Consider the following 23,332-nt stretch of genomic DNA (forward strand, 5'->3'; position numbering starts at 1 on the left):
ATGTCGCGGCCGCTCCCGTCGATATCGGGGAGCGGCCAGAGCGGGCTTTCTGCTGCTGAACGGAGGCAAAGGTATGAAAGCATCTATCGTTGAACGCAATCCTCAAAGCTGGCTGGGCTACCATTTGCAGGGTCCGTGGCAGGAAACCGTGCCGCGCGGATTTAACCAGCTAAAAAGCTGGGTCGAGCAGCATGGTGTCGAAGGCGAATGGCTGGCCATCTATTACGGCAATCCTGAAGTTCTCCCGCCGGAAGAGCTACGCGTTGAAACGGTGATCACTGCGCCCACCGATGCTGTGCCCTCTTATGGTGACGACATCGAGCAAGGCCTGCTGCCCGGTGGGCAATATTTTCATGCGCGCATGGAAGTGATGAACAACGATTTCTTCACCGCCTGGCACAGCCTGTTTGATCATCTCAAGACGAAAACCGACTGGCAGGTGGATAATCGTCCCTGCTTCGAACACTACCTTTCCGACGGCTCTGACAGCGGCGACTGGCTGGTGGATATGTACATTCCGGTACGTGCAGCCGACTAATATCATCAGTGCGTTACTTCTATGTTTCATAAGCGAAAATAAGATGTAGCGCACTTGTTGAATCGCAAAAAAAGAGCGGAAATAGTGCTGCGCAGCACTCAATGTTCGTGTCTCGCCAGGGTAACATAGCGCGCAAATTTTTATCGTTCCCGGACCACCATGTTACGCGCCGACAAACCCATCTCTGCCATTGAGTTCTGGTTCTACCGCCACTATCGCGCTGTGCACGGCGTGCGCATCGCTATCGCCTTTGTGCTCTGTTTTCTGTTTGTGCGTTTGACGGATATTCCGGAAGGCACCTGGCCGCTGATCACGCTGGTGGTGGTGATGGGGCCGATCTCGACCTGGGGCAATGTGTTTCCGCGCGTCATCCAGCGCATCAGCGGTACGTTTGCCGGGCTGGCATCGGGTTTGATCGCCCTGAAGCTGGAGCTGATCTCACTGCCAATGATGTTGTCATGGTGCTTCGTGGTGATGATTATTTGCGGCTATCTGACGCTGGGTAAACATCCTTATATGGCGCTGCTGATTGGTATCACGCTCGGCGTGGTGGTGGGTGCTCCGGCCGGTGACTTCACTGTGGCGCTGTGGCGTGGCGGCGATGTGATCCTCGGTTCGATTATGGCGCTGCTGTTCAGTGCGATTCTCGCTCAGCGTGCCTACACGCACTGGCGCATTCAGCTGTCGGATTCGTTTATCGCCATGGCGAAACTGCATCACACCGGCTTTTCCGCCAACCTGCTGGAGAAACCGCGACTGAACAAACCATTCCAGAAGCAGCTCTCCAGCGTGATTAAAATGCGCGCGCTGCTGGAACCGGCGAGTAAAGAGACGCGTATTCCGAAATCAGTGTTTGAAGCGATTCAGACCATCAACCGTAATATGGTTAACACGATGCAGATGCAAATTGATGCATGGTGGTCATCACGTGAGAGCCACCTGTTGCTGCTCAATGCCCCGACGCTGCGCCGCAGTCAGAAAATGACCGAAGACACGTTGAACGCGCTGGCCACATTGATGGTGAAAGGGGAGACGGAAGGCGTGATCGCCAACAGCCATGAACTGGAGGAGATCACCCAGGAACTGGAACAGTTGATTGCCAACCGCAGCGGGCGCTTAGAGACCACGGCGATCTATGGCTACGTGTGGTTGAGTCTGGAACAGGCGCGTCAACTGGAGCGCATTACGGATCTGGTCCGTCTGGCACTGCGCAAATAGTTTTCTCAGGCAATGACTTAATGTGAATCACCCTTTCTTTGCGCTAAGATAAGTGCCAGTCCGAAATTAGCTGTGAAAATTGCGAATCCAGCTAGCAAGCCGCTAAGCTGTAGCTCATGACTATTCCGCCTGCCGCGGCAGGCTCAAAGAAAGGTGCCAACATGGAAAATGCCAAGCAATCATTTCAGGACGTTCTGGAGTTTGTACGTATGTTTCGTCGTAAAAACAAACTGCAGCGCGAAATCGTGGATAACGAGAAGAAAGTCCGTGATAACCAGAAACGTGTGTTGCTGCTGGACAACCTGAGCGAGTACATCAAACCAGGCATGAGCGTTGAGGCGATTCAGGAAATCATTGCATCCATGCGTGTGGACTATGAAGACCGCGTCGATGAGTACATCATCAAAAATGCTGAATTGTCGAAAGAGCGTCGCGAGCTGTCGAAGAAGTTGAAAGCGATGGGTGAACCAAAGCCGCAGTAAAAATGTTGGGACCGCAAGGTCCCAAATTTTTTGCAGCGTAACGGCTTCCGCACTGCCTGCCGTGGCGTGCGCAATAGCCTGTGCTGCTTTAACCTGGTCAGGCTTTGGGTTTTAATTGTCGCGCTAATGCCTGCAACTGACCGGCGATCTCCGCTATATCCACATCCCCTTGCATCGGCGCAGCTGTCGTTTCGCGCAATATCAGCTCGGTTACCAGCGGTAGGGGCTGTACAGCTTCTCCGGCCAGTTCCGCCAACAAGCGGTCCACAGATACTGCACCCAACTGCTGCAAATCCTGACGCACGGTGGTGAGCGGCGGCTGATACCACGCGCTCTCGGCAGTGTCGTCATAACCAATAATCGACATCTCTCCAGGAATTTTCACGCCGTGTTGGTGCAGTGCACGCATCGCCCCAAGCGCCATCTGATCGTTCGCCACCAGCAGGGCCTGTGGCAGGCGATCCGGCAGTAACTGCAATAGCGCCTGATACCCGGATGACGCACTCCAGTCGCCATGCAGTACGCATATTGGCTGCAACTGGTGTGACGATAACGCCCGTTGCCATGCAGTGAAGCGCGCCCGCGCCGAAGCCGAACTTTCAGGCCCATTCAGCACGCCAATCTGCTGGTGGCCCAGCGCGACGAGATGCTCCACTGCCTGCTGCGCACCCGATTCACTCTGATACTGGCACTGGCTGACAGCAGCATGTTGTTCAACATCGAGAAACAGCACAGGCTTGCTGCCGCACTGCTGCTGCACCTGCGCCGCCTGTTCAGCATCGAGCGGCAGGTTGATGAGTAGTGCATCAACGCGCTGCGCCAGCAGTTCATTCACCGTGTCCTGGGCATTTCCGGCCGCATTCGCCATGGCGATCACCAGATGGTAACCCTGTGCGGCGGCACGTTCATGGATCGCCGAGGCAATCTGTGCCGGGGCCATCAATGCGAGATCGCTGGTGGCCAGCCCCAGCGTGCGCGTGGCTTTTCCTGCCAGCTGCTGTGCCACGCGGTTGGGCACATAGTTCAGCTGTTGCATCGCGGCTTCGACTTTGGCGCGCGTCCGTGGCGAAACCTGCACGGAATGGTTGAGCACACGGGAAACGGTCTGGTAGGAAACCCCCGCCAGTGCAGCGACATCATCGAGGGTAACGGAACGCGCAGTCATAAACTCTCCTGAATCTGATAGCGGCGAGTGTAGCAAATTTTTCTCTGCTGTCGCGGAGTTAAGCCGCTACACTGCCAGTGTTAATGCGAGGAGAACGCGATGCAGCTCAATAGCCAACAGATTCAGGATATCAATACGCTTGCGGCCTGGCTGGCGCTTGACCACATGCCGACAGATGGCACGCTCGAGGTTGATTTGGCAATTCTTGCCGGTCACGCGGTACTGCCCAACGTTGAAGGTGTGATTGCACTGGCGAAGAAGTATCAGCTGCCTCTGATGATAAGCGGCGGTATCGGTCATTCCACGGTGTTACTGGCGGAGATGATCGCTAATCATCCCCTTTATCGTCAGATTTCTACCCAAGGTAAAAGCGAAGCAGAGTTGCTGGGCGACATGGCGGGGGTGTTTGCCGCACTGCCGGACGAGCAGCTGCTGCTGGAAACCGCCTCACGCAACTGTGGTGAGAATGCCGCTTTCAGCCAAAAACTGCTGGATGAGCAGAAGTGGCAGCCGCAGCATGTATTGCTGGTGCAGGACCCACTGATGCAGCGACGTACCTGGGAAACCTTCCGTTATCAATGGCGTGACCGTGCCGACGCACCCGAATTTATCAGCTGGCCGGTGTTCGTCCCGCAGGTGATGATGGATGCGGGTATGCTGCGCATTATCGGTGCGCCACCGCAAGGATTGTGGTCGATGGAGCGTTTTCTTTCGCTGCTGATGGGCGAGATCCAGCGCCTGCGCGATGATGAAAACGGCTACGGTCCACGCGGCAAAGGTTTCCTCGGGCATGTGGATATCCCGGACGAGGTAGAAGCAGGCTGGCAGCGCTTGATGCAACTGAAAGGCGTGCAGTCGCGGCTTGGATAAAACGCGTATAACCCCGATGCGGCGCACTTTATTGCGCATGGGGCGGCGATTTGGCTCTATCAGACTCACGCCTAACCCCGTAGCGGCGCAATTCATTGCACATAAGTCAGCGAATTAGCCTTCTCAGATTCGCGCGATAATATTGCACCGCAACGGTATTAACCTGCGATTTAACGATTCTGCAAATACACCTGCAAATTCATATACACCGCATTCAACAACGGCGTCACCACGCCACTGCGTGCGCCTCGCACCAGCAGATCGCCAATCACCTGGTCCGCCTCAATCTCATAACCCTGGGTTAAGTCGCGATACATCGAGGAGGTCATCGCCACCTGCGGATTATTTAGCGTCTCATAAATCTTTGCCGTTACCGCTGGCCGTTCCTGATAGCCGTCAGCACCAAGCACGGAAAGCACCTCAGTAAAAATCCCCTGCAACAAGGCTTCACCACCTTGGGATCGCAACACCTGTTGGGTATTACCTCGCGCGATGCAGCACACCGCCCCTAATGTGCTCAGCAGCAGCCACTTCTCCCACAGTTCGCTGATGATGTTGTCAGCAAAGACCGTATCGAACTGCGCGATGTTCAGCGTTTCATTGACACGTTGCAGACGTGCATCATTGTGCCCATCGAGTGCACCGTAGTAGAGAATATGCAGCGGCGTCATCTGCACCACTTCACCTTGTTCACCCAGCGTGGCGTTGATTTTGCACAAGCCGCCAATCACCTTGTCGCCAAAGCGTGCGCGCAGCGTATCGATATGGCGCATACCGTTAAGGATCGGCATGATCAGCGTTTCTGGCCCAACGGCGGGTGCAATATCCTCGATAGCCTGATCGAGCCCGAAGCTTTTCACCGTCAGGATAATCAGATCAAACTGGCCTGTCAGCTTGCCGGTTTGCGCCAGCTGCGGGTGAATCACTTCTGTGCCGCCCGGTGTTTTTAGCACCAGACCGTTTTGATGCAGTTGCTGAAAACGGCGCTCGCGCACCAGAAAAGTCACATCACGTCCTGCTTGCGCCAGACGTGCACCGAAATATCCGCCGGTGGCACCGGCGCCGACAACCAGAATGCGCATGGTTAGATTTCCCGTTGAGAGTGAGACCCTTACCATAAATCGGGAAGGGTCGGGCTTGCCAGCCCGTAAATGCTGAAACCGTCACAAGATTTTTCCGATGGCTAAAAAAGGCTCAAACTGTTCGTATTTACTCGTACAATGGGTCTATGCTGTTGCGCAGCGGCGGGCAATGGTGCTCGCCCACTTTTCCAGTCGAACAGACTAAGGACGCATCATGCCCCGACCCCTACCTATCGAACGTTACCGCAATATCGGCATCTCCGCGCACATCGATGCCGGCAAAACCACCACCACCGAGCGCATTCTGTTTTACACCGGGATGAGCCACAAGTTGGGTGAAGTGCACGATGGCGCGGCAACCACCGACTGGATGGCGCAGGAGCAGGAGCGCGGTATTACCATTACCTCGGCGGCGGTAAGCTGCTACTGGCCGGGCATGGATGGCAGCTTCACGCCGCACCGCATCAACATCATCGACACACCCGGACACGTCGATTTCACCATCGAAGTGGAGCGATCCATGCGCGTGCTGGATGGTGCCGTGATGGTGTATGACGCCGTCGGTGGCGTACAGCCGCAATCGGAAACCGTGTGGCGCCAGGCCAACAAGTATCATGTGCCGCGCATTGCTTTCGTTAATAAGATGGATCGCCAGGGTGCGGACTTCTTCCGCGTGGTGCAGATGATGAAAGATCGTTTGCATGCCAACCCCGTGCCGATTGTGATTCCGATTGGTGCGGAAGAGCACTTCGCAGGCGTGGTGGATCTCAACAAGATGCGCGCCATCTATTGGGATGACGCCAGCCAGGGCATGACGTTCAGCTATGCGCCAATCCCTGATGAGTTGCAGGCGCTGGCTGCCGAATGGCGTGAGAATATGGTGGCTGCTGCGGCGGAAGCCAGTGAAGCGTTGATGGATCGTTATCTGGAGCAGGGTGACCTGAGCGAAGAAGAGGTCATCGCGGGCTTACGTCAGCGCACATTGATTGGCGAGATCCAGCCGATGCTGTGTGGTAGCGCGTTCAAAAACAAAGGTGTGCAGCGCATGCTTGATGCGGTGATTGAGCTGATGCCGTCGCCGCTGGACGTGCCGCCGGTTTCCGGTGTGAACGAAAAAGGCGAGCACGATGAGCGCCATGCTGATGACGATGAACCGTTCTCGGCGCTGGCCTTCAAACTGATGAGCGATCCCTATGTGGGCCAACTCACCTTCGTGCGTGTTTACTCCGGTGTATTGCGCAAAGGCGATAGCGTGTGGAATGCGGTGAAAGGGCGTAAGGAGCGCATCGGACGTATCGTGCAGATGCAGGCTAACGATCGCATCGAAATCGAGGAGATTCGTGCGGGTGATATAGCCGCCTGTGTCGGTTTGAAAGAGGTGACCACTGGCGAAACGCTGTGCGATCCGAATGCGGTGATCACCCTGGAACGCATGGAGTTCCCGGACCCGGTAATTTCGCTGTCGATTGAGCCGAAAACCAAGGCAGATCAGGAGAAAATGGGGCTGGCGTTGCAGCGTTTGGCCGCAGAAGATCCGTCATTCCGCCTGCACACCGATGAAGAGTCGGGGCAGACGATTATCTCCGGTATGGGTGAGTTGCATCTGGAGATCATCGTTGATCGCATGAAGCGTGAATTCGGTGTGGAAGCCAACATTGGTCGGCCACAGGTCACCTATCGCGAAACCATTCGTAAGACGGTGCGCGATGTGGAAGGCAAGTTTGTGCGCCAGTCGGGTGGTAAAGGTCAGTATGGCCACGTGGTGCTGACGCTGGAGCCGCAGGCAGCAGGCGCAGGTTTTGCCTTTGAAGATGCCACCAAGGGCGGCGTAGTGCCACGCGAGTTTATTCCTTCGGTGGAGAAGGGGATTCGTGAAGCGCTCAATTCCGGCGTGCTGGCGGGCTATCCAGTGGTGGATCTCAAGGCCACACTGACCTTCGGTTCGTATCATGACGTCGACTCTTCGGAAATGGCGTTCCGCATGGCAGCGATTTTTGGTTTCAAAGCGGCGGCTAAACAGGCCGATCCGGTGATCCTTGAGCCGGTGATGCAGGTGGAGGTGGAAACGCCAGAGGATTACGCCGGTGGGGTGATGGGCGATCTCTCTTCGCGTCGCGGTACGCTGCAAGGTATGGATGAGCGCTTTGGTGCGCGCATCATCCGAGCCGAAGTGCCGCTGTCAGAGATGTTTGGCTACGCCACCACGCTGCGATCCATGTCGCAGGGCCGTGCCACTTACAGCATGGAATTTGCGCATTACGCTGAAGCGCCACGCAATGTGGCCGAGGGAATTATTGCGTCACGCGCAGAGTGATTTTTTGGGCGGCAAGGATGCCGCCTTTAAGCTGCGCGATATATTGCGTATAGCTGCAGCGCGATGAAAGATGGTCGTTGCGCGATAAATTACATCGCGGCTGTTCAAATCACAGCAACTTCACGCCGTATTCCGCTGCTTGATCTTCCCACGCTTGCACCTCATCGTAAAACGCCCGCTCTGGCACCGCAAAACCGCTGATTAGACTCGCTGCCAGCAACTGCTGATGCTTCTTATCAGTAGTGAGTTCGGTCAAGGCGCTGCGCAGACGCTCAAGCGTTTTGGCATCGGTTTTTGCTGAGGTGATTAACGGCAGTGCGGCACACAGCGGGGTTTCACCAATGATCTCTAACCCGGCCAGTTCTTCAGGATGATGAGCACGCAACAGCGCCCAGGTGATGCAATCGATCGCCGCGATATCCGCTCGCTGTTCACGCAACGCGGCCAACGATTGACGATGACTACCGCTTAGCTGTGTTTCACTAAAAAATGCGCCGCCGTGCGCCAAAGGCGCTATCACATAACGCATCGAGTTGTAGCCCGAGTGCGAGTCATCACTGTTGCATACGGCGCGGCGACCACGAAAATCGCTCAGGGTGAGATTTTCATCCGCTTTGCGCGCCACCAGCCAGCTGCGATAGCGCAGTCCCTCACAGCCTTGCGCGCTGGATTGAAACGCGCCGACCAGTTGCACATCGGGCAAAGATGTTACCAGTGGATAGCCGCAGGTCTGGCTTAACAGCAAATCAGCGTCGCGCCAGTGGGGTACGAGATCGCTGTGCCACTCAACCTCAGCCTGCACGCCGCGTTGTTGGAGCAGCGTCGTTAGCGCAGCGGTCAGGCCAAGCGTCGTTGGATGATGAATATCGTACATCGGCAGTGAAATGATCGGCATGCTGTGCATCCTTGTGCGTTCGCGGATGGGCGTTAACGTTGACCGGTTTGCGCCAGAAACGCAGCAACCACTCGCCATAGCCAGCGACGCGGAAACCGTGATTGCGCTGATGGTAGCCGTCGCGATACAGCAGATAGACTTTGCGCAAGCCGTACCAGGGCAAACCGGGCAGATCGTGATGTACAGAATGATAGTTGAGATTCAGAAATAGCCAACGCCACGGCCAGGCGGCTTCATTGTTCACGGAGCGGGCCAGCGGGGCTTCTTCTGCGCGATGCTCGTAGAAAGAACGTATTTTGGTCAACGCCAATGCCGGATAACTCACGGCAACCACGAACCACAGCGGCGACAATCCTTGCTGCTGCATCCAGTAGAAAAGCCCAGCCAGCAGCGTCAGATGAATCACCCACATCGAAATAGCGGCACGATCACGCGCCAAAAGCATCATCTTCAGGGTCGCCACGATATCCAGCAGCGGACCTAACAGCAAACGGCCGGGAAACGTATTACGCAGGTGAATCAAGCGTTGCTGCCACGGCTTAAGCTGTGCCCAGCGTTCCGGCGACAGGTAATAGGTTTCCGGATCTTCATCCGGTTCGGTGAGGGTGTGATTACGGTGATGTGCCAGATGTGAATCGCGATACAGCCCATAGGGATACCACACCGCCAGCGGCAGGGTACCAAACAGCTGGTTGAGCCCTGGAAAACGCGTGGGATGGCCATGGATCAGCTCATGCTGCAGCGACATATACCAGGTGGTGAACACAATCAGCAGCAGAGTGGTTAAAAACAGACCCAGCGTTTGCCAATAGATGACGCAGCCAAACCAGCCGCCATACACCCCGACCATTAGCGCCCAGGTGGGCAGTTCACTGCGCCACAGCCAATTGTGGCCCAGCTGATGCACCACTTCACGCTGCTGTGCGTTGATATAGTCGTTTGCCATGCGGATGCCATAAACCTGTGAATCGGATGAATTCCCCGCAAGATGATTGATCACCGTGATAAACACAAAGACCGTGTTTTTATGACTTATGCAAAAAAGTTGATGAAGCGCGCGAAAACTATTGGCTATCAGTCACCTCTCGCCTGGCGTAACCTTTCTCCATCGAAACCTAATGCATCATGTGCGGGCCAGTACGGTCCCCCTGGAGAATTTCACCATGAAAAAGATTGGCTTCTTATCCTTTGGTCACTGGACCCCGTCATCGCAGTCAGCCACCCGTTCCGCTCAGGACGTGTTACTGCAATCCATCGATTTAGCCGTGGCTGCAGAAGAGTTGGGCGCGGATGGCGCTTACTATCGCGTGCACCACTTCGCGCGTCAGTTAAGCTCGCCGTTCCCGCTGCTGGCGGCAGTCGGTGCCAAAACCAATCGCATTGAGATTGGTACTGGCGTGATCGATATGCGTTATGAAAACCCGCTGTATATGGCGGAAGATGCCGGTGCGGCAGATCTGATTTCTAACGGTCGTCTGCAACTCGGTCTGAGCCGCGGCTCCCCGGAGCAGGTGATTGAAGGCTATCGCTACTTTGGTTTTAACCCGAATGAGGGTGAAACCGATGCCGATATGGGACGTCGTCACACCGAAGAGTTGCTGGAAGTGCTGCGCGGTGAGGGTTTTGCTAAACCCAATCCACAGCCGATGTTCCCGAATCCACCGGGCTTACTGCGTCTGGAGCCTTTCTCAGAAGGGCTGCGTGAGCGTATCTGGTGGGGTTCCGGTTCAAATGCGACATCAGTTTGGGCAGCACAGCAGGGCATGAATCTGCAAAGCTCCACACTGAAGGATGATGAAACTGGCGAACCGTTCCACATCCAGCAGGCGAAACAGATTCGCGCTTACCGTGAAGCCTGGAAAGCCGCCGGACATCAGCGCACGCCGCGTGTGTCAGTGAGCCGCAGTATCTTTGCGCTGACCAATGATATCGACCGTGCTTACTTTGGTCGCAGTGGTCAGGATCAGGACTCCGTGGGCTTCCTCGATGAGAAAACCCGCGCCATCTTTGGCCGTAGCTATGCCGCAGAGCCTGAGCAGCTGATCAAACAGCTGGCACAGGACGAAGGGATTGCAGAAGCCGATACGCTGCTGCTCACCATCCCTAACCAGCTGGGCGTGGATTACTGTGCGCACGTGATGGAAAGCATCCTGACCCATGTGGCACCGGAACTGGGCTGGCGTTAAAACTAAAGAGGCGCACTTTGCGAAGTGCGCCTCTTTTCTTAATTCACCCCTAACTCCCACCACAGCTTATCCAATGCGTAGTAACGGTCGCGTTCGTTTTCGGGTTGATTGAGGTCGCGCTTCCACGGCTTAGCCAGAATAAAGTGCAGGTTCTTCACTTCATCCTCTTGCCACATGGCGCTGTGCTGGAACGGCAGTGTTTTCAGTGCGTTGTAAATATACGGCAGCGGCAGCCAGCGATTCTCAAACACTTCATTAAGCAAATCCTGCTCAGAGAACGGATAGCGGCGTAAATCAGTGATAGCAGCGACTTTTTGCTGTAGCCAGTTAAACACCTCTTCATCCGGTTCGAGCACCAAAAAGCCACCATTCAGATAGCGGTCCAGGCTGGCAGGTGCCGCTTCACCGCGATCCTGCCAGGTATAGTGGCAATTTTCCGGCTGCCAGCTGGCGGGATAACTGGCGATTTTATTCGGATTGCAGCGACAAGCGTGACAGGCGGCCAGCGCATGATCGCCGAGATCCAGCGTAAACAGCTCATCCATATTGCGCAGCACCAGCATGTCGGCATCAAGAAATACCACGCGCTCACAGCCGGTCAGTTCCCATGCCCGCAGCTTGCTCCACACTTCACCAAATTGCGCAGAGGCATAATGCTGCTCCAGGTCCGCATTCGGCATCAGAGGCTCGACCGGATGAATCACACAGCCTAAAGCCTGCAAATCTTCACGTGTTTCGATGTCAATCGCATCGGTCACCATCACAATCAATGGCCATGCGGTTTCGCTGCGTTTTAGTGAACGGTGCAGCGCTTTCACGCCGATAAAATAATCCGGTTGTGTCAGTAGTGTTACCCAGGCGTACATACATTCTCCCCCGTCAAAATTCAATCAAACAAAGCCGTGACATAGTCATTGCTAAAACGACGCTGCGGATCGAGTTGTTCCCGCACCGCGCGGAACGCATCCCACTGTGGATAGATATCCCGCCAGCTGTAGCGCTGCGGATCGTAGTATTTTCCCCAGTGCGGTCGTCCGCCTTCTGCTGCCAGTAATTTCTCCACCTCGGTGAGGAAATGCAGACCGTCCTGTGACAGCGAACCGTCATCGGCGTAATAGACTACGAAGCCAAAGAAACAGGTCGGCTGCTGATACGCTGGACTGAGCCAGGCTTCTGACGCGCCCGTGCAGCGCAGAATGATGGGGTAGTGCATGTGTGGATGATTCTCGGCATACCAGGCTTTGATTTTGCTGATAATCTCCGGCGTTTTATTCAACGGCACACCAATTTCCACGTTGATTTGCGGCACGGCAATACCGCGACAAAACAGCTGATAGATGTCGCCACTGAGGTCAGTGAAATCGCGGAATCGCGTGACCGTACGGAATTGTTTACCACCTTTACCTTCAATTTGCGTATCACGATGCATCTGCGCCAGCGTCTGATCGATGGTGTCGTTCAGACTGCTGTCAGTGTCATCGCCATGCTCGATCACCTCTCCACCATTGGCGTGCCACGCCTGAACATCTGCTTCACTGGCGGGGTTGGCATTCCACACGTGCATCAGGTTGTCATCCACAAACCACCAGGCTTTGCTCAGTTCATACTGCTGATTCCAGCGCGGCAGATCCTGCTCCAGCGTATCCGCAGACTCGGCAAATTTATGGCAGGTAAACAGGCGAAACGGCTGGGTGCGCATCGTCACGGCGGTCACAATCCCCAGCGAACCTAATGAGGTTTGCGCCGCAGGGAAATCACTATCGCCACGTTGAAACTCCCGCACGCTGCCGTCGGCCATAACCATGCGGATGCTTATCACTTCATCCGCCAGTGAACTCTGATCCAATCCCTGGCCATGGGTGCCCGTCGCTATTGCGCCCGCCAGCGTCTGAACGGATATCACGCCTGGCGAACAGCCTAACATGCGATTTCGCGCGGTGAGTGCGTCGAACACATGCTGCAGCAGCGTGCCTGCCGCGAAAGTGATGCTCTCGTTATCCTCTCCCAATACGCCTTGCATGGCGCTGAGATCGAGTAACAGATCGTCGGCATTCACACACAGCATGCGGCCGGGTGATAAACGGCTGCCGATGACGCGCACTTTGCCTGTTGACGAACTCAGCAGCTGTTGCAGTTCGGCTTCGTTTTGCGGCTGATGAACTTGCTCACGCTGGCCCACCACGGTGTTTTGCGCCCAGTTCCACAGGACACTGTCGTGCTCGGTATTTTGCGGGTTGCGAAGGGGGTAAAGGAGGGAATCTCTGTTCACTACGGCGTTCCTTATACTGAGGTCTGTGACGGTCCCAAAGCTTTAAGCGTAGACCATCACAGCACTGCCCAGGTTTAAGGTGCCTTGCAGATGTAGCGCAGCGTTGCGGTCACGGCCAGTTGGCGGTTACGACGGATGCTGTCCTCTTCCGTATCCTCAGGGGTGAACAGGAAGTGGAAGGTGTAGCGGTTGGCGACGTGGTGCACACAGATACTGCTTAATAAGCGGTGCACGTCCACGGTGTTCAGGCCATCAATAAAGATGCCTTGCTGCTGACCGCGCGTCAGAATGTCATCCAGCAGATCCAGCGTACTTTTGTTCAACGCTTTAATGCGCTCGGACTGCACAATGTAGCGACCGCGCAACAGGTTTTCCGTACACACCAAACGCATGAAATCCTGATGGGTGGCGTGATAGTCGAAGCTGGCTTCGACCAGTTTAATCATCGCCTGCTCGGGTTCCATCTGTGCAAGGTTCAATCCGGTTTCGTGTTCACGAATCGCCTGATAGACCTGCTCCAGCACCTCGATATACAGCTTCTCTTTATTGACGAAGTGATACACCACCATGCGCTTAGTGGTCTGCGCGTGTTCAGCAATCTGCTCAAGGCGTGCGCCCTGCATACCGAACTCGGCGAAGGTTTTCAGAGCACCGGCAAGGATGCGTTTTTTCAGCCCTTCCGGGTCATTTTTACGTTTCGTTGTAGTGTCCGACATAGCGCTCAATAACAGGTCAATCAAAACGGCATGGTACCACAGCCGTCCTTTCACTTGTGGCGATGCGAGCGGCTGCGTGTCTTTATTCTTTTCAGGAATAGCATTCCCGGATAAATCATAATGAAGGAATAAGCATCTGCGTATACTGCGGCTATCTGTTCATCACGACAGTGTACTTTGACCGCTGCAATTATAACGATGAGGAAATAACTATGCACACACGCCTGGCATCCGCCAAAACGACATTTTTGTTAACCGCTGGCGCTATGCTGCTGGCGGGCACTAAAGGCATCGGTGAAACGGCCTGGTAAGGATCTAGCATGACGATTTTCACAGGAGTCGAAGCGCCGTTTAGCGCGATAACGCGTGGCGTGGTAGAGAATGCGCAAGACCGTGAACGTTTTGCTCGCGAAAGCGGCAGCGTGGTGCGCTTGCAGGGCGTTTCACGTCGCTTTGGGCAAACTCAGGCGCTGCGCGATGTTTCACTAACGGTGCAGAAAGGTGAAATTCTCGGCCTGATTGGCCGCAGTGGCGCGGGCAAATCGACGTTGATTCGCTGTCTGAACGGGCTGGAGCAACCTGACGAAGGCGTCATTGAAATCGAAGGCCGGAAAATTACCGGCCTGTCGGAAAAACAGCTGCAATCTGTGCGTAGCCGCGTCGGTATGGTGTTCCAGCACTTCAACCTGCTGTCGGCGAAAACCGTGGCGCAGAATGTCGCGTTGCCGCTGAAAATTGCCGGTCTGGATAAGGTGCAACGTGCCCAACGCGTGGCGGAATTGCTGGAATTGGTGGGGCTGTCCGATAAGGCACAGCATTATCCGGCGGCGCTCTCAGGCGGTCAGAAACAGCGTGTTGGCATTGCTCGTGCACTGGCGGCAAGCCCGGCACTGCTGCTGTGTGATGAAGCGACTTCAGCACTGGATCCTGAAACCACCCGTTCCATTCTGGCATTGCTTAAATCGCTCAATCAAAAGCTGGGTATCACTATTCTGCTGATCACCCATGAAATGGAAGTCATCAAGTCGGTGGCGCACCGCGTGGCGGTAATTGACGCGGGTGAGATCATTGAGCAAGGCCCGGTGTGGGAGGTGTTTGCGCATCCGCAATCCGAGCTGACGCGCACCTTATTGCGTGGTTTGCTGCCGCAGCTACCGGAAGCGCTGGCCGCACGGGTTACCGAGAGGAGACAGGGCGAGGCAATTTACAGCGTGCACTTTGCTGGCGAGGACGCGCAGGGCGATTTGCTGACCCGATTTGCGGCGGCGTTGCCGGACAAGTTCCGCTTACTGCAAGGCGGCATCGATCATATTCAGCACTACGCCGTGGTGCGTTTTTTTATCGCGCTTCCGGTCGCCAACGTGGCCGATGAGCAACAGATTCTCAGCTGGCTGCGCGCGCAGCAGGCGCAAGTGGAGTTAGTCGGTTATGTCGCCAGTGATGATTGATTTATTGCTCAACGCGTTGGGCGAAACGGTGTTGATGACGCTGATTTCAGGATTGTTTTCACTGGTTGCCGGTTTACCGTTGGGGCTGATTCTGGTGATGACCAGTGCAGGCGGCATCGCAGAACACCGTGGCATTAACCGGGTGCTGGGGCTGGTGATCAACGGCTTCCGCTCGCTCCCTTTCATCATTTTGCTGGTGGCGCTGATTCCGTTTACCCGCTTTCTGGTCGGTACGTCACTGGGGACGTGGGCGGCGATAGTTCCACTGTCGATCACCGCAACGCCGTATTTTGCTCGCGTGGCCGAAGTGTCACTGCGTGATGTGGAGCGGGGCCTGATTGATGCAGTACGCGCGATGGGCGCCAGCAAGCTGCGCATCGTCTGGGATGTGCTGATTCCTGAAGCGCTGCCCGGCATTCTCTCGGGGTTTGTGGTGACGCTGGTGGCATTAATCGGCGCATCGGCGATGGCGGGAGCGATTGGTGCGGGCGGATTAGGCGACCTGGCGATTCGCTACGGTTATCAACGCTTTGAAACCTCAGTGATGATCGCGGTGATCGCAGTATTAATTGTGCTGGTATGTGGCATTCAGTGGGTCGGCGATCGACTGGTGCAGCACATCGATAAGCGACACTAGACTTCGCGCATTGCATTCCATCATTGGCGACAGCAACGCAGATGTGGCACCTTTACCGCCCGCCGTGGATTAATATCGTCGTTGATTCTGTTCATGCCCGCTCTGGATAACTGAGCGGGCATTTTTTTGGAATCCTTATCGACACGTTTTAACAGAACAAGTGCATGATTCAAACTGCCTCGCCACACTGATTATCGCCTTTAACCTATATAGCATTTGACCTATATCACAAGGAGCGTATCATGTGGCAAATAATTACAACGGACACGTTTGATGATTGGCTTGTAGCGCAAGACGACACTGACCGAGCCTGCGTTCTGTCCGCAATGATTGTATTGCAGCAAGCTGGCCCCGCATTATGCAGGCCCTACGCCGACTCCCTGAAAGGCTCTCGCTTTAGCAATATGAAAGAGCTTCGCATTCAGAGCAAAGGTGATCCTATTCGGGCATTTTACGCATTTGACCCCTGGCGCACCGGTGTGTTGCTTTGTGCAGGTCATAAGAGTGGCAATGAAAAGCGTTTTTATGCTGAGCTGATCCCGCTCGCAGATAAAGAATTCACCCATCATCTTCAACGCGAAGAGAGAAAGGAGTAACGACATGGGCAGAACACTCAAACAGATTCTAGCGTCTGAGAAGTCTGAGGTAGTGGCTAAAGCTAACGCCATGGCTGAAGAAGTATTGTTAAATATCCATCTTGCTGAATTGCGTGAAAGAGTAAACAAAACGCAGGTAGAGATAGCGCAGCAATTAAATATTAAACAACCCACCGTGGCTGGAATGGAAAAACCAGGCCGGGATTTAAAACTCTCGACGCTGAAGCGCTATGTTGAAGCCGCTGGCGGAAAACTGCGTCTCAACATCGAGCTCCCCGATGGCTCGCATTATGAGTTTGTTGTTTAATTCCCTTCTTTGACTTTCTATCCGCAAAAAAACAGTGCGATCTGGCGCACTGTTTCGCGCACTTGCACGCCGACTCACTCCTACCTGCTTGCTCCCCAACCCATGAAAATCCATCCCGCCACGTAACTTTTTGCATACATGAAAAATACAAAGGAAATACAATTAAGTAGTATGATTTTACCTTGGTTTGAAATTAATAAATTAATTTTCAATGAGTTATACGTATAACTTTTTCGAATTATTTTTTCAGATGAATTTTGGAGATGATCACAATCTCAAGTTTTGGGTGTCCTGGGCATGTTTACACCACCTGAAATTCAGCATAGTTTGAACATGGAGTTAACCTGTGATTAACAGACAAAAGCGAACAAATGCGTATTGGGTCAACACACCGCTAAACAATGATGAAGACAGACGATCTGCAAGTGGGTCATGCTTAATTTCATTATTTATGTTCAGGGATTAAACGCAGGGTTTTTCAATTTATAGGTCAATTTCTTTTTCAAAGAAATACCTAAATCAGTCAATGATGTTTTTTCTGTTTCTTTAACGTTCCGCCAAATCATTTTTGATTTGGACAGATCGCTGCGCCTGCAGAGAAATGAATAATTCAGGAGAGACCCTGTTATGAGCAACACCAATATATCCATTGAAGATGTCCCGCTTAATAATTTTCACCAGTTAATGTCGCTGCGCGCGGGTGGCGGTTGGATCCTCGATGGCTACGTGCTGAGTATTATCGGCGTGGCGATCGTGCAGTTTTCCCAGCATCTGCAACTTGATACCTTCTGGCAGGGCATGGTGGCCGCTTCAGCGATGCTCGGCACCTTCTGCAGTGGTTTTCTCGGCGGATGGTTGACCGATATTGTGGGTCGTCGTCGTCTGTTTTTTGTCGGGCCAATCCTGTTTATCCTGGGTTCGGTCGGCACCTTCTGGGCGGAATCGGCGCTGACGCTGTTTATCCTGCGTTTCCTGGTGGGGGTTGGGGTGGGATTAGAATATCCGGTCGCTGGTTCACTGCTGACCGAATTCCTGCCGCAAAAGCATCGTGGTAAACGTTTGGCCGGTTTGACCATTCTCTGGTTTGCCGGTGCAGCCCTCGCTTATATCGTGGGTAACCTCATTCTCTCGATTGGCGGTGATGCCGCATGGCGTCTGGTACTGGCCAGCCCGGCCGTGTTGGGGGTACTCCTTTTCGTTCTGCGCATCGGCACGCCGGAATCGCCACGCTGGTTAGTCAGCAAAGGTCGCTTCAATGAGGCTGAGCAGATCATCAAGAAAGTCTACGGTCCAGAATTCTCGCTGAAAAATATGCCAGCGGAGTCGGTGGAAGCCAAAGTCACGTTGAAAGATCTGGTGCGCTCTGGTTACGGCAAACGTATGTTGTTTGTCTCGGTGTTCTGGAGTGCTGCCGTCGTACCGATGTTTGCGGTGTATTCGTTCGCACCCGTAGTACTGAAAGCCCTGAATCTGGATGGCGAATGGGCCTCACTGGGTTCGATAGCCATCACCTTACTGTTTGTGGTGGGCTGCGTTGTGGCAACCCGTTTGATTGATAGCATGGGCCGCCGCCGTCTGATCATCCACAGCTTTTTATGGTCAAGTCTGGCGCTGTTGGCATTGGGGATGTTCTCCCACGGTTCTGAAATGCTGGTGCTGGTGATGTTTGGCGCTTACGCGGTATTTATCGGCGGAGCGCAGGTGCTGGAGTTAGTGTATCCGAACGAACTGTTCCCAACGGAAGTGCGTGCCTTCGCTGTCGGTATGGGTTCATCCATGTCACGTATCGGTTCTGCCGCAGGAACCTGGCTGGTGCCGATTTCCCTGCAAAATCTGGGCATCGAATACACCATGTATGCTGCAGCGATTGTTTCCTTTTTTGGCCTGCTGGTCTCGGTTTGGCTGGCACCGGAGACGCGTAATATGACGCTGAGTCAGGCGGCTTCGCTGGCACGTTAATAGAAAGAAAAATATCGTAGAAAGACAAAAGCCCGCCCAGGTAATCCTGAGCGGGCTTTTTGCATTTTTTTGGCTACTTCTAAAATGCCGCAGCGTGTTCGCAAGATATGATCTCAAACCTGGAGACTAGACTATCTCTCGCAGTAAATGATAATCCCACCTGTCTATTAGATCATTTCAACAGTCTGCTCTCTCAGCGCGTAACCTCAATTATATGCGCGATTTCGCCAAAGCCTGGTGGGATGCAAAATTTGTGCAAGCGGTGCTTGCACAATCACCCCCGGAACCATGAAGTGTCCTGCTGGACAAACTAAATAGACTGGAACAACGGCACAGGTATCTGCCTAAGCTAAAGTTTGCCTCGTATCCATAACTAGCGAGCTTTTTTGCAAACAAAAAGCCCGCTCAGATTTCCCTGAGCGGGCTTCTCTAAATATGGCTCCTCTGACTGGACTCGAACCAGTGACATACGGATTAACAGTCCGCCGTTCTACCGACTGAACTACAGAGGAATCGTGTGAACGAGGCGCATATTAGCGATGCCGATCCCCAATGTCAAAGCCCGATCGCACACTTCTGGTTTAAGTGCGCGTAAAAGCAGCGGAATGCTGTTTTTCTGCCTTGAACGTTCAGATTTCAAACTGCCAGCAAGATCTCACTTTAAGCGCATTTCCTTTGAGATGTTAGATGCATGTCAAAGTTTTGTTATTTGCCGATTTTAAAACAATCATTTCAGTGCTTTTATGATGAAAATTTCAAATGCTGATCAGATGAAACAAATGAACTGCTTATCATCACGGGTGAAATCAGTTTTGGCGTCTGAAACAGCATTTCGAAAATAACCTTTTGATAAGTAGATAGTTGCAGGAAAGAGCAGTACCGAAACGATAGCGTTAGACCAGAAGCCTTACCTCTACAACCAGATAAATAACGCCAGTGCCGTTGAGTGAATGTAAAAAATATTTTTCATTCGTCGTATCAGCCCAACTGAGCATGTTAACGAATAAGAAGGGTTACCTATGAAATTCAAAAAAGCGTTAGTGACTTCCCTGTTAGCTTGCATGTTACCTGCCGCTGTTATGGCAAAAGACCTTCAGGTGGGCGTCTCTATGGCGCTGTTTGACGATAACTTCCTGACCATTCTGCGTACCGCGATGCAGAAAGAGATGACCAAAGATGGCGTTAAGGGTCAGGTCGAAGATGCGAAGGGCGACGTCTCCCAACAGCTGCAACAAATTCAGAACTTCATCGGTCAGGGCGTTGACGCCATTATCGTTAACCCAGTGGATACCAATGCCGTCAAACCTTTGATGGATGCGGCCTCTAAAGCGGGTGTGCCGCTGATCTTTGTTAACCGCAAACCGGCAGGTGAATTGACCGACAAAATGGCTTACGTCGGCTCTGACTCCGAATTAGCGGGCCGTCTGCAAATGGAAGCGCTGGCAAAAGCGATGAACGGTAAAGGCAACGTCGCCATTTTGATGGGCGATCTGGCTAACGAATCCACTCGTGACCGCACCAAAGGTGTTGAAGCGGTGGTGGCTAAATATCCTGGCATCAAAGTGGTGCAGAAACAGACCGCGAAATTCACCCGTAATGACGCGGTGGACGTAGTGAGTAACTGGATGACCGCAGGCGATGACATTCAGGCGATTGCTTCAAACAACGATGAAATGGCGATCGGTGCGCTGCAGGCGCTGGGCAAAAACCCGAACCACATCCTGATTGCGGGCGTGGATGGTACACCGGATGCGTTGCAGATGCTGAAGAACGGCAAGATGGTCGCCACTGTATTCCAGGATGCTAAAGGTCAGGGTGAAGGCGCCGTACAGACTGCCGTGAAACTGGCGAAAGGCGAGAAAGTGGAGAAGGTGATTAACATCCCTTACCAGCTGATCACCAAAGACAACATGGCGCAGTTCGAATCTCGTAACCAGAAATAATCGTTCCCGACTCAGCCGTACGGAGGTGATGTATGACCGCTTTTGCGCTTGAAGCCGAAGGCATCAGCAAGTTCTTCCCCGGAGTGAAGGCACTCGACAATGTCTCACTACGCATTAAACCGGGGTCGGTACATGCCCTGATGGGTGAAAATGGCGCGGGCAAATCCACTTTAATGAAATGCCTTATCGGGATGTACCGTCCCGATAAGGGCACCATTCGCATTAAAGGGGAGCCGGTGCAGTTTCAGGACACCATGGATGCGCTGCGTTCTGGCATCTCCATGATCCACCAGGAACTGAATCTGGTGCCTTACATGACTGTGGCTGAGAACATCTGGCTGGGTCGCGAACCGATGAAGTACGGCTTTGTTGACCACGCGTTGCTGAACAAGCAAACGCAGGAATTACTCAACAAACTCAATATCCGTTTAAAAGCCGATCGTATGGTTGGCGAGCTGAGTATCGCTGCTCAGCAGATGGTGGAAATTGCCAAAGCGGTGTCGTGGAACTCCGACATTGTGATTATGGACGAACCGACCTCGGCACTGACGGAAACCGAAGTGGCGCATCTGTTCACCATCATCCGCGACCTGCGTGCGCAGGGTAAAGCCATCATCTATATCAGTCACAAGATGGATGAGATTTTCACCATCACCGATGAGATCAGCATATTCCGCGACGGCACCTGGGTGGGTAGCAACAGCACTTCCGAGTTTACCCGTCAGTCATTAATTACCCAGATGGTGGGGCGTGAACTGACGCAGCTGTTCCCGAAATTCAATGGTGAAATCGGTGAGGAAGTGCTGACGGTGCGCAACCTTACCTGTAAAGACCGTTTCACCGATATCAACTTTACGGTACGTAAGGGTGAAATCCTCGGTGTTGCCGGTCTGGTGGGGGCGGGACGCAGTGAAGTGATGGAAAGTTTGTTCGGGATGGAAAGCTTCGACAGCGGTGAAGTGCTGATCGATGGCGTGCCGGTCAAAATCGATTCGCCTTCCACGGCGATTGAGAAGGGCATGGCGTTCCTGACCGAAGACCGTAAAAAGTCCGGCTTATTCCTGGTGTTGTCGGTGATGGAGAACATGAGCATCGTCAACATGCCGGATTATGTCAGTAAAGCCGGTTTCGTTAGCCACATGAAGATGGCACAGGACTGCATGGAGCAGATCCGCAAGCTCAATATTAAAACGCCGACCATGGATCAGATCATCAACAACCTCAGTGGCGGTAACCAGCAGAAGGTGCTGATTGCGCGCTGGCTGCTGGCTCAACCGAAGATTCTGATCCTCGATGAACCGACGCGCGGTATTGACGTCGGGGCAAAAGCCGAGATTTACCGCTTAATCAGCGAACTGGCAAACCGTGGCGTGGCCATCATTATGGTCTCGTCGGAGTTGCCGGAAATTCTGGGCATGAGCGACCGCGTGATGGTTATGCACGGCGGACGTATAACTGGCATCCTCGATAAAGAAGAGGCCAATCAGGAAACCATTTTGTCGTTGGCATCCGAGTGAGGCGCGAGACATCTATGAGTAACGTAAAAATTACGGCCCCGCAGGCCGCGGAATCGACATCCTTCTTTGGCAACCTGCGCCATAAGTTACCGAAAGATACCGGCATCTTTGTGGTGATGTTGGGTATTGCCTTAATCTTTGAGATTGCAGGCTGGTACGTTCGTGACCAATCTTTTCTGCTCAACACCAACCGTCTGGTATTGATTGTTTTACAGGTGGCGATCATCGGCATCATTGCGGTGGGCGTGACCCAGGTCATCATCACCACGGGGATTGACCTGTCGTCTGGTTCGGTGATTGCACTGACGGCGGTAGTGGCGGCCAGTCTGGCACAAACCTCTGACAGCCTGACACCGATGTATCCGTCACTGGTTAACCTGCCTGCCGTCATTCCGATTGTGGCCGGTATTGGTGTAGGTTTGCTGTGCGGGGTCATGAACGGTTTCCTGATTACCAAAACCGGTATCCCGCCATTTATCGCCACACTGGGCATGATGGTGTCGGCGCGTGGTCTGGCGCAGTATTACACGCAAGGTAACCCGATCAGCTTCCTGTCAGATGGTTTTACCTCCATCGGCCAGGGCGCGATGCCGGTGATCATTTTCCTGGTGGTGGCCTTCCTGTTCCACATCGCCCTGAAGCATACCCGTTACGGTAAGTATGTGTATGCAATTGGCGGCAACATGACTTCGGCCAAAGTGTCAGGGATCAATGTTAATAAATACCTGATCATCGTCTATACCATCGCGGGTGCGCTCTCTGGCCTGGCGGGTGTGGTGCTGGCGGCGCGCGTCAGTAGCGGCCAGTCAAGTATGGGTATGGCGTACGAGTTGGATGCGATTGCCGCAGCCGTTATCGGCGGTAGCAGCCTGATGGGCGGCGTGGGTCGCATCACCGGGACGCTGATTGGTGCGGTGATTCTGGGTCTGATTAAGAGCGGATTCACCTTCGTGGGTGTGGATGCTTACGTGCAGGACATCATTAAAGGCATCATCATTGTCGCCGCAGTGTCCATAGATATGCATAGAAACCGTAAAAAGAGATAGTACTTCCTGATTGCAGGGCGCACTGTGTGCGCCCTCAAGGACATTTTGCTCCGTTGTTCACAATAAGTTTTCCCACTGGTTGATCCTGCTCCTTTCCCCGCGTTTGCTTTCGTTCTGACCGTTTTAGGTCATTTTCTGTGAGTT

Annotated in this window: 21 protein-coding genes and 1 tRNA gene; 14 read left to right on the forward strand and 8 right to left on the reverse strand. The window is 53.7% G+C overall.

Going from position 1 to position 23,332, the window contains the following annotated elements:
* Positions 1-73: 73 nt before the first annotated feature.
* The 3 genes from CRO33_RS01325 to tmaR all read left to right on the forward strand — a co-directional run bounded on the left by CRO33_RS01325 (position 74) and on the right by tmaR (position 2,238).
* Positions 74-538, forward strand: coding sequence for a GyrI-like domain-containing protein (locus tag CRO33_RS01325; protein ID WP_097116686.1), 465 nt, complete (start codon positions 74-76; stop codon positions 536-538).
* A gap of 159 nt (positions 539-697) precedes the next feature.
* Positions 698-1,756: an FUSC family protein gene (locus CRO33_RS01330; protein ID WP_058962283.1), complete on the forward strand. Its 1,059-nt coding sequence runs from the start codon at positions 698-700 to the stop codon at positions 1,754-1,756.
* 161 nt (positions 1,757-1,917) lie between these two features.
* Positions 1,918-2,238, forward strand: a complete 321-nt coding sequence (gene tmaR, locus CRO33_RS01335) for a PTS system regulator TmaR (RefSeq protein WP_097116687.1) — start codon at positions 1,918-1,920, stop codon at positions 2,236-2,238.
* A gap of 97 nt (positions 2,239-2,335) precedes the next feature.
* Here the strand turns inward: tmaR and CRO33_RS01340 are convergent, their stop codons facing one another.
* Complete coding sequence (locus CRO33_RS01340) at positions 2,336-3,403, reverse strand: LacI family DNA-binding transcriptional regulator (protein WP_097116688.1); 1,068 nt, start codon at positions 3,401-3,403, stop codon at positions 2,336-2,338.
* Between the two features lie 99 nt (positions 3,404-3,502).
* Between CRO33_RS01340 and CRO33_RS01345 the strand changes: the two genes are divergently transcribed.
* Entirely contained in the window at positions 3,503-4,273 is a 771-nt protein-coding gene (locus CRO33_RS01345; RefSeq protein WP_097116689.1) for a YdcF family protein, read from the forward strand.
* 170 nt (positions 4,274-4,443) lie between these two features.
* On the opposite strand, the gene CRO33_RS01350 is transcribed toward CRO33_RS01345, so the two are convergent.
* Positions 4,444-5,355, reverse strand: a complete 912-nt coding sequence (locus tag CRO33_RS01350; protein WP_097116690.1) for a ketopantoate reductase family protein — start codon at positions 5,353-5,355, stop codon at positions 4,444-4,446.
* Positions 5,356-5,569: 214 nt separating this feature from the next.
* Here CRO33_RS01350 and fusA point away from each other — a divergent pair, with 214 nt between their 5' ends.
* Positions 5,570-7,669 carry an elongation factor G gene (gene fusA, locus CRO33_RS01355; protein ID WP_097116691.1) on the forward strand — a complete coding sequence of 700 codons (2,100 nt, stop codon included), beginning with the start codon at positions 5,570-5,572 and terminating at the stop codon, positions 7,667-7,669.
* Positions 7,670-7,778: 109 nt separating this feature from the next.
* Here the strand turns inward: fusA and CRO33_RS01360 are convergent, their stop codons facing one another.
* Positions 7,779-8,564 carry a phosphate/phosphite/phosphonate ABC transporter substrate-binding protein gene (locus CRO33_RS01360; RefSeq protein ID WP_441339527.1) on the reverse strand — a complete coding sequence of 262 codons (786 nt, stop codon included), beginning with the start codon at positions 8,562-8,564 and terminating at the stop codon, positions 7,779-7,781.
* Positions 8,461-9,510: a fatty acid desaturase gene (locus CRO33_RS01365; RefSeq protein ID WP_097116693.1), complete on the reverse strand. Its 1,050-nt coding sequence runs from the start codon at positions 9,508-9,510 to the stop codon at positions 8,461-8,463. Before CRO33_RS01365 ends, CRO33_RS01360 begins: the two co-directional genes overlap by 104 nt.
* Before the next feature lie 217 nt (positions 9,511-9,727).
* On the opposite strand from CRO33_RS01365, the gene CRO33_RS01370 reads away from it, so the two are divergent.
* Positions 9,728-10,750, forward strand: coding sequence for an LLM class flavin-dependent oxidoreductase (locus tag CRO33_RS01370; RefSeq protein ID WP_097116694.1), 1,023 nt, complete (start codon positions 9,728-9,730; stop codon positions 10,748-10,750).
* A gap of 38 nt (positions 10,751-10,788) precedes the next feature.
* Here CRO33_RS01370 and CRO33_RS01375 read toward each other — a convergent pair whose 3' ends face one another.
* The 3 genes from CRO33_RS01375 to CRO33_RS01385 all read right to left on the reverse strand — a co-directional run bounded on the left by CRO33_RS01375 (position 10,789) and on the right by CRO33_RS01385 (position 13,735).
* Positions 10,789-11,616: a glycosyltransferase family 8 protein gene (locus CRO33_RS01375; protein WP_097116695.1), complete on the reverse strand. Its 828-nt coding sequence runs from the start codon at positions 11,614-11,616 to the stop codon at positions 10,789-10,791.
* Between the two features lie 20 nt (positions 11,617-11,636).
* The gene (locus CRO33_RS01380) at positions 11,637-13,019 is read right to left on the reverse strand and encodes a D-arabinono-1,4-lactone oxidase (RefSeq protein WP_097116696.1); all 1,383 of its coding nucleotides are present in this window, start codon (positions 13,017-13,019) and stop codon (positions 11,637-11,639) included.
* A gap of 74 nt (positions 13,020-13,093) precedes the next feature.
* Positions 13,094-13,735, reverse strand: coding sequence for a TetR family transcriptional regulator (locus CRO33_RS01385; protein WP_058962323.1), 642 nt, complete (start codon positions 13,733-13,735; stop codon positions 13,094-13,096).
* 320 nt (positions 13,736-14,055) lie between these two features.
* On the opposite strand from CRO33_RS01385, the gene CRO33_RS01390 reads away from it, so the two are divergent.
* From CRO33_RS01390 to CRO33_RS01410, 5 genes are all read left to right on the forward strand, one after another.
* Positions 14,056-15,183, forward strand: coding sequence for a methionine ABC transporter ATP-binding protein (locus CRO33_RS01390; RefSeq protein WP_097116697.1), 1,128 nt, complete (start codon positions 14,056-14,058; stop codon positions 15,181-15,183).
* On the forward strand, positions 15,164-15,820 hold the full coding sequence (locus CRO33_RS01395) for a methionine ABC transporter permease (RefSeq protein ID WP_097116698.1): 657 nt from the start codon (positions 15,164-15,166) through the stop codon (positions 15,818-15,820). The genes CRO33_RS01390 and CRO33_RS01395 overlap by 20 nt, the downstream gene beginning before the upstream one ends.
* A gap of 242 nt (positions 15,821-16,062) precedes the next feature.
* Positions 16,063-16,416 (forward strand): type II toxin-antitoxin system RelE/ParE family toxin, encoded by a 354-nt coding sequence (locus CRO33_RS01400; protein WP_097116699.1) that lies wholly within the window; start codon positions 16,063-16,065, stop codon positions 16,414-16,416.
* A gap of 4 nt (positions 16,417-16,420) precedes the next feature.
* The gene (locus CRO33_RS01405; protein WP_097116700.1) at positions 16,421-16,723 is read left to right on the forward strand and encodes a helix-turn-helix domain-containing protein; all 303 of its coding nucleotides are present in this window, start codon (positions 16,421-16,423) and stop codon (positions 16,721-16,723) included.
* A 627-nt stretch (positions 16,724-17,350) separates the two neighbouring features.
* The gene (locus CRO33_RS01410; protein WP_097116701.1) at positions 17,351-18,682 is read left to right on the forward strand and encodes an MFS transporter; all 1,332 of its coding nucleotides are present in this window, start codon (positions 17,351-17,353) and stop codon (positions 18,680-18,682) included.
* A 436-nt stretch (positions 18,683-19,118) separates the two neighbouring features.
* Here CRO33_RS01410 and CRO33_RS01415 read toward each other — a convergent pair.
* Positions 19,119-19,194 (reverse strand) — tRNA-Asn (locus tag CRO33_RS01415).
* A gap of 507 nt (positions 19,195-19,701) precedes the next feature.
* Between CRO33_RS01415 and CRO33_RS01420 the strand changes: the two genes are divergently transcribed.
* From CRO33_RS01420 to CRO33_RS01430, 3 genes are read left to right on the forward strand one after another with little or no spacing between them, the layout of a single operon-like run.
* Positions 19,702-20,625, forward strand: coding sequence for a sugar ABC transporter substrate-binding protein (locus CRO33_RS01420; RefSeq protein WP_034824630.1), 924 nt, complete (start codon positions 19,702-19,704; stop codon positions 20,623-20,625).
* 32 nt (positions 20,626-20,657) lie between these two features.
* Positions 20,658-22,142 carry a sugar ABC transporter ATP-binding protein gene (locus tag CRO33_RS01425; protein ID WP_034824628.1) on the forward strand — a complete coding sequence of 495 codons (1,485 nt, stop codon included), beginning with the start codon at positions 20,658-20,660 and terminating at the stop codon, positions 22,140-22,142.
* A 14-nt stretch (positions 22,143-22,156) separates the two neighbouring features.
* Entirely contained in the window at positions 22,157-23,188 is a 1,032-nt protein-coding gene (locus CRO33_RS01430; RefSeq protein WP_038646197.1) for an ABC transporter permease, read from the forward strand.
* Positions 23,189-23,332: the final 144 nt, after the last annotated feature.

Source organism: Pantoea sp. GL120224-02 (assembly GCF_900215395.1).
In the GTDB taxonomy this organism is placed as follows: Bacteria; Pseudomonadota; Gammaproteobacteria; order Enterobacterales; family Enterobacteriaceae; genus Pantoea; species Pantoea communis.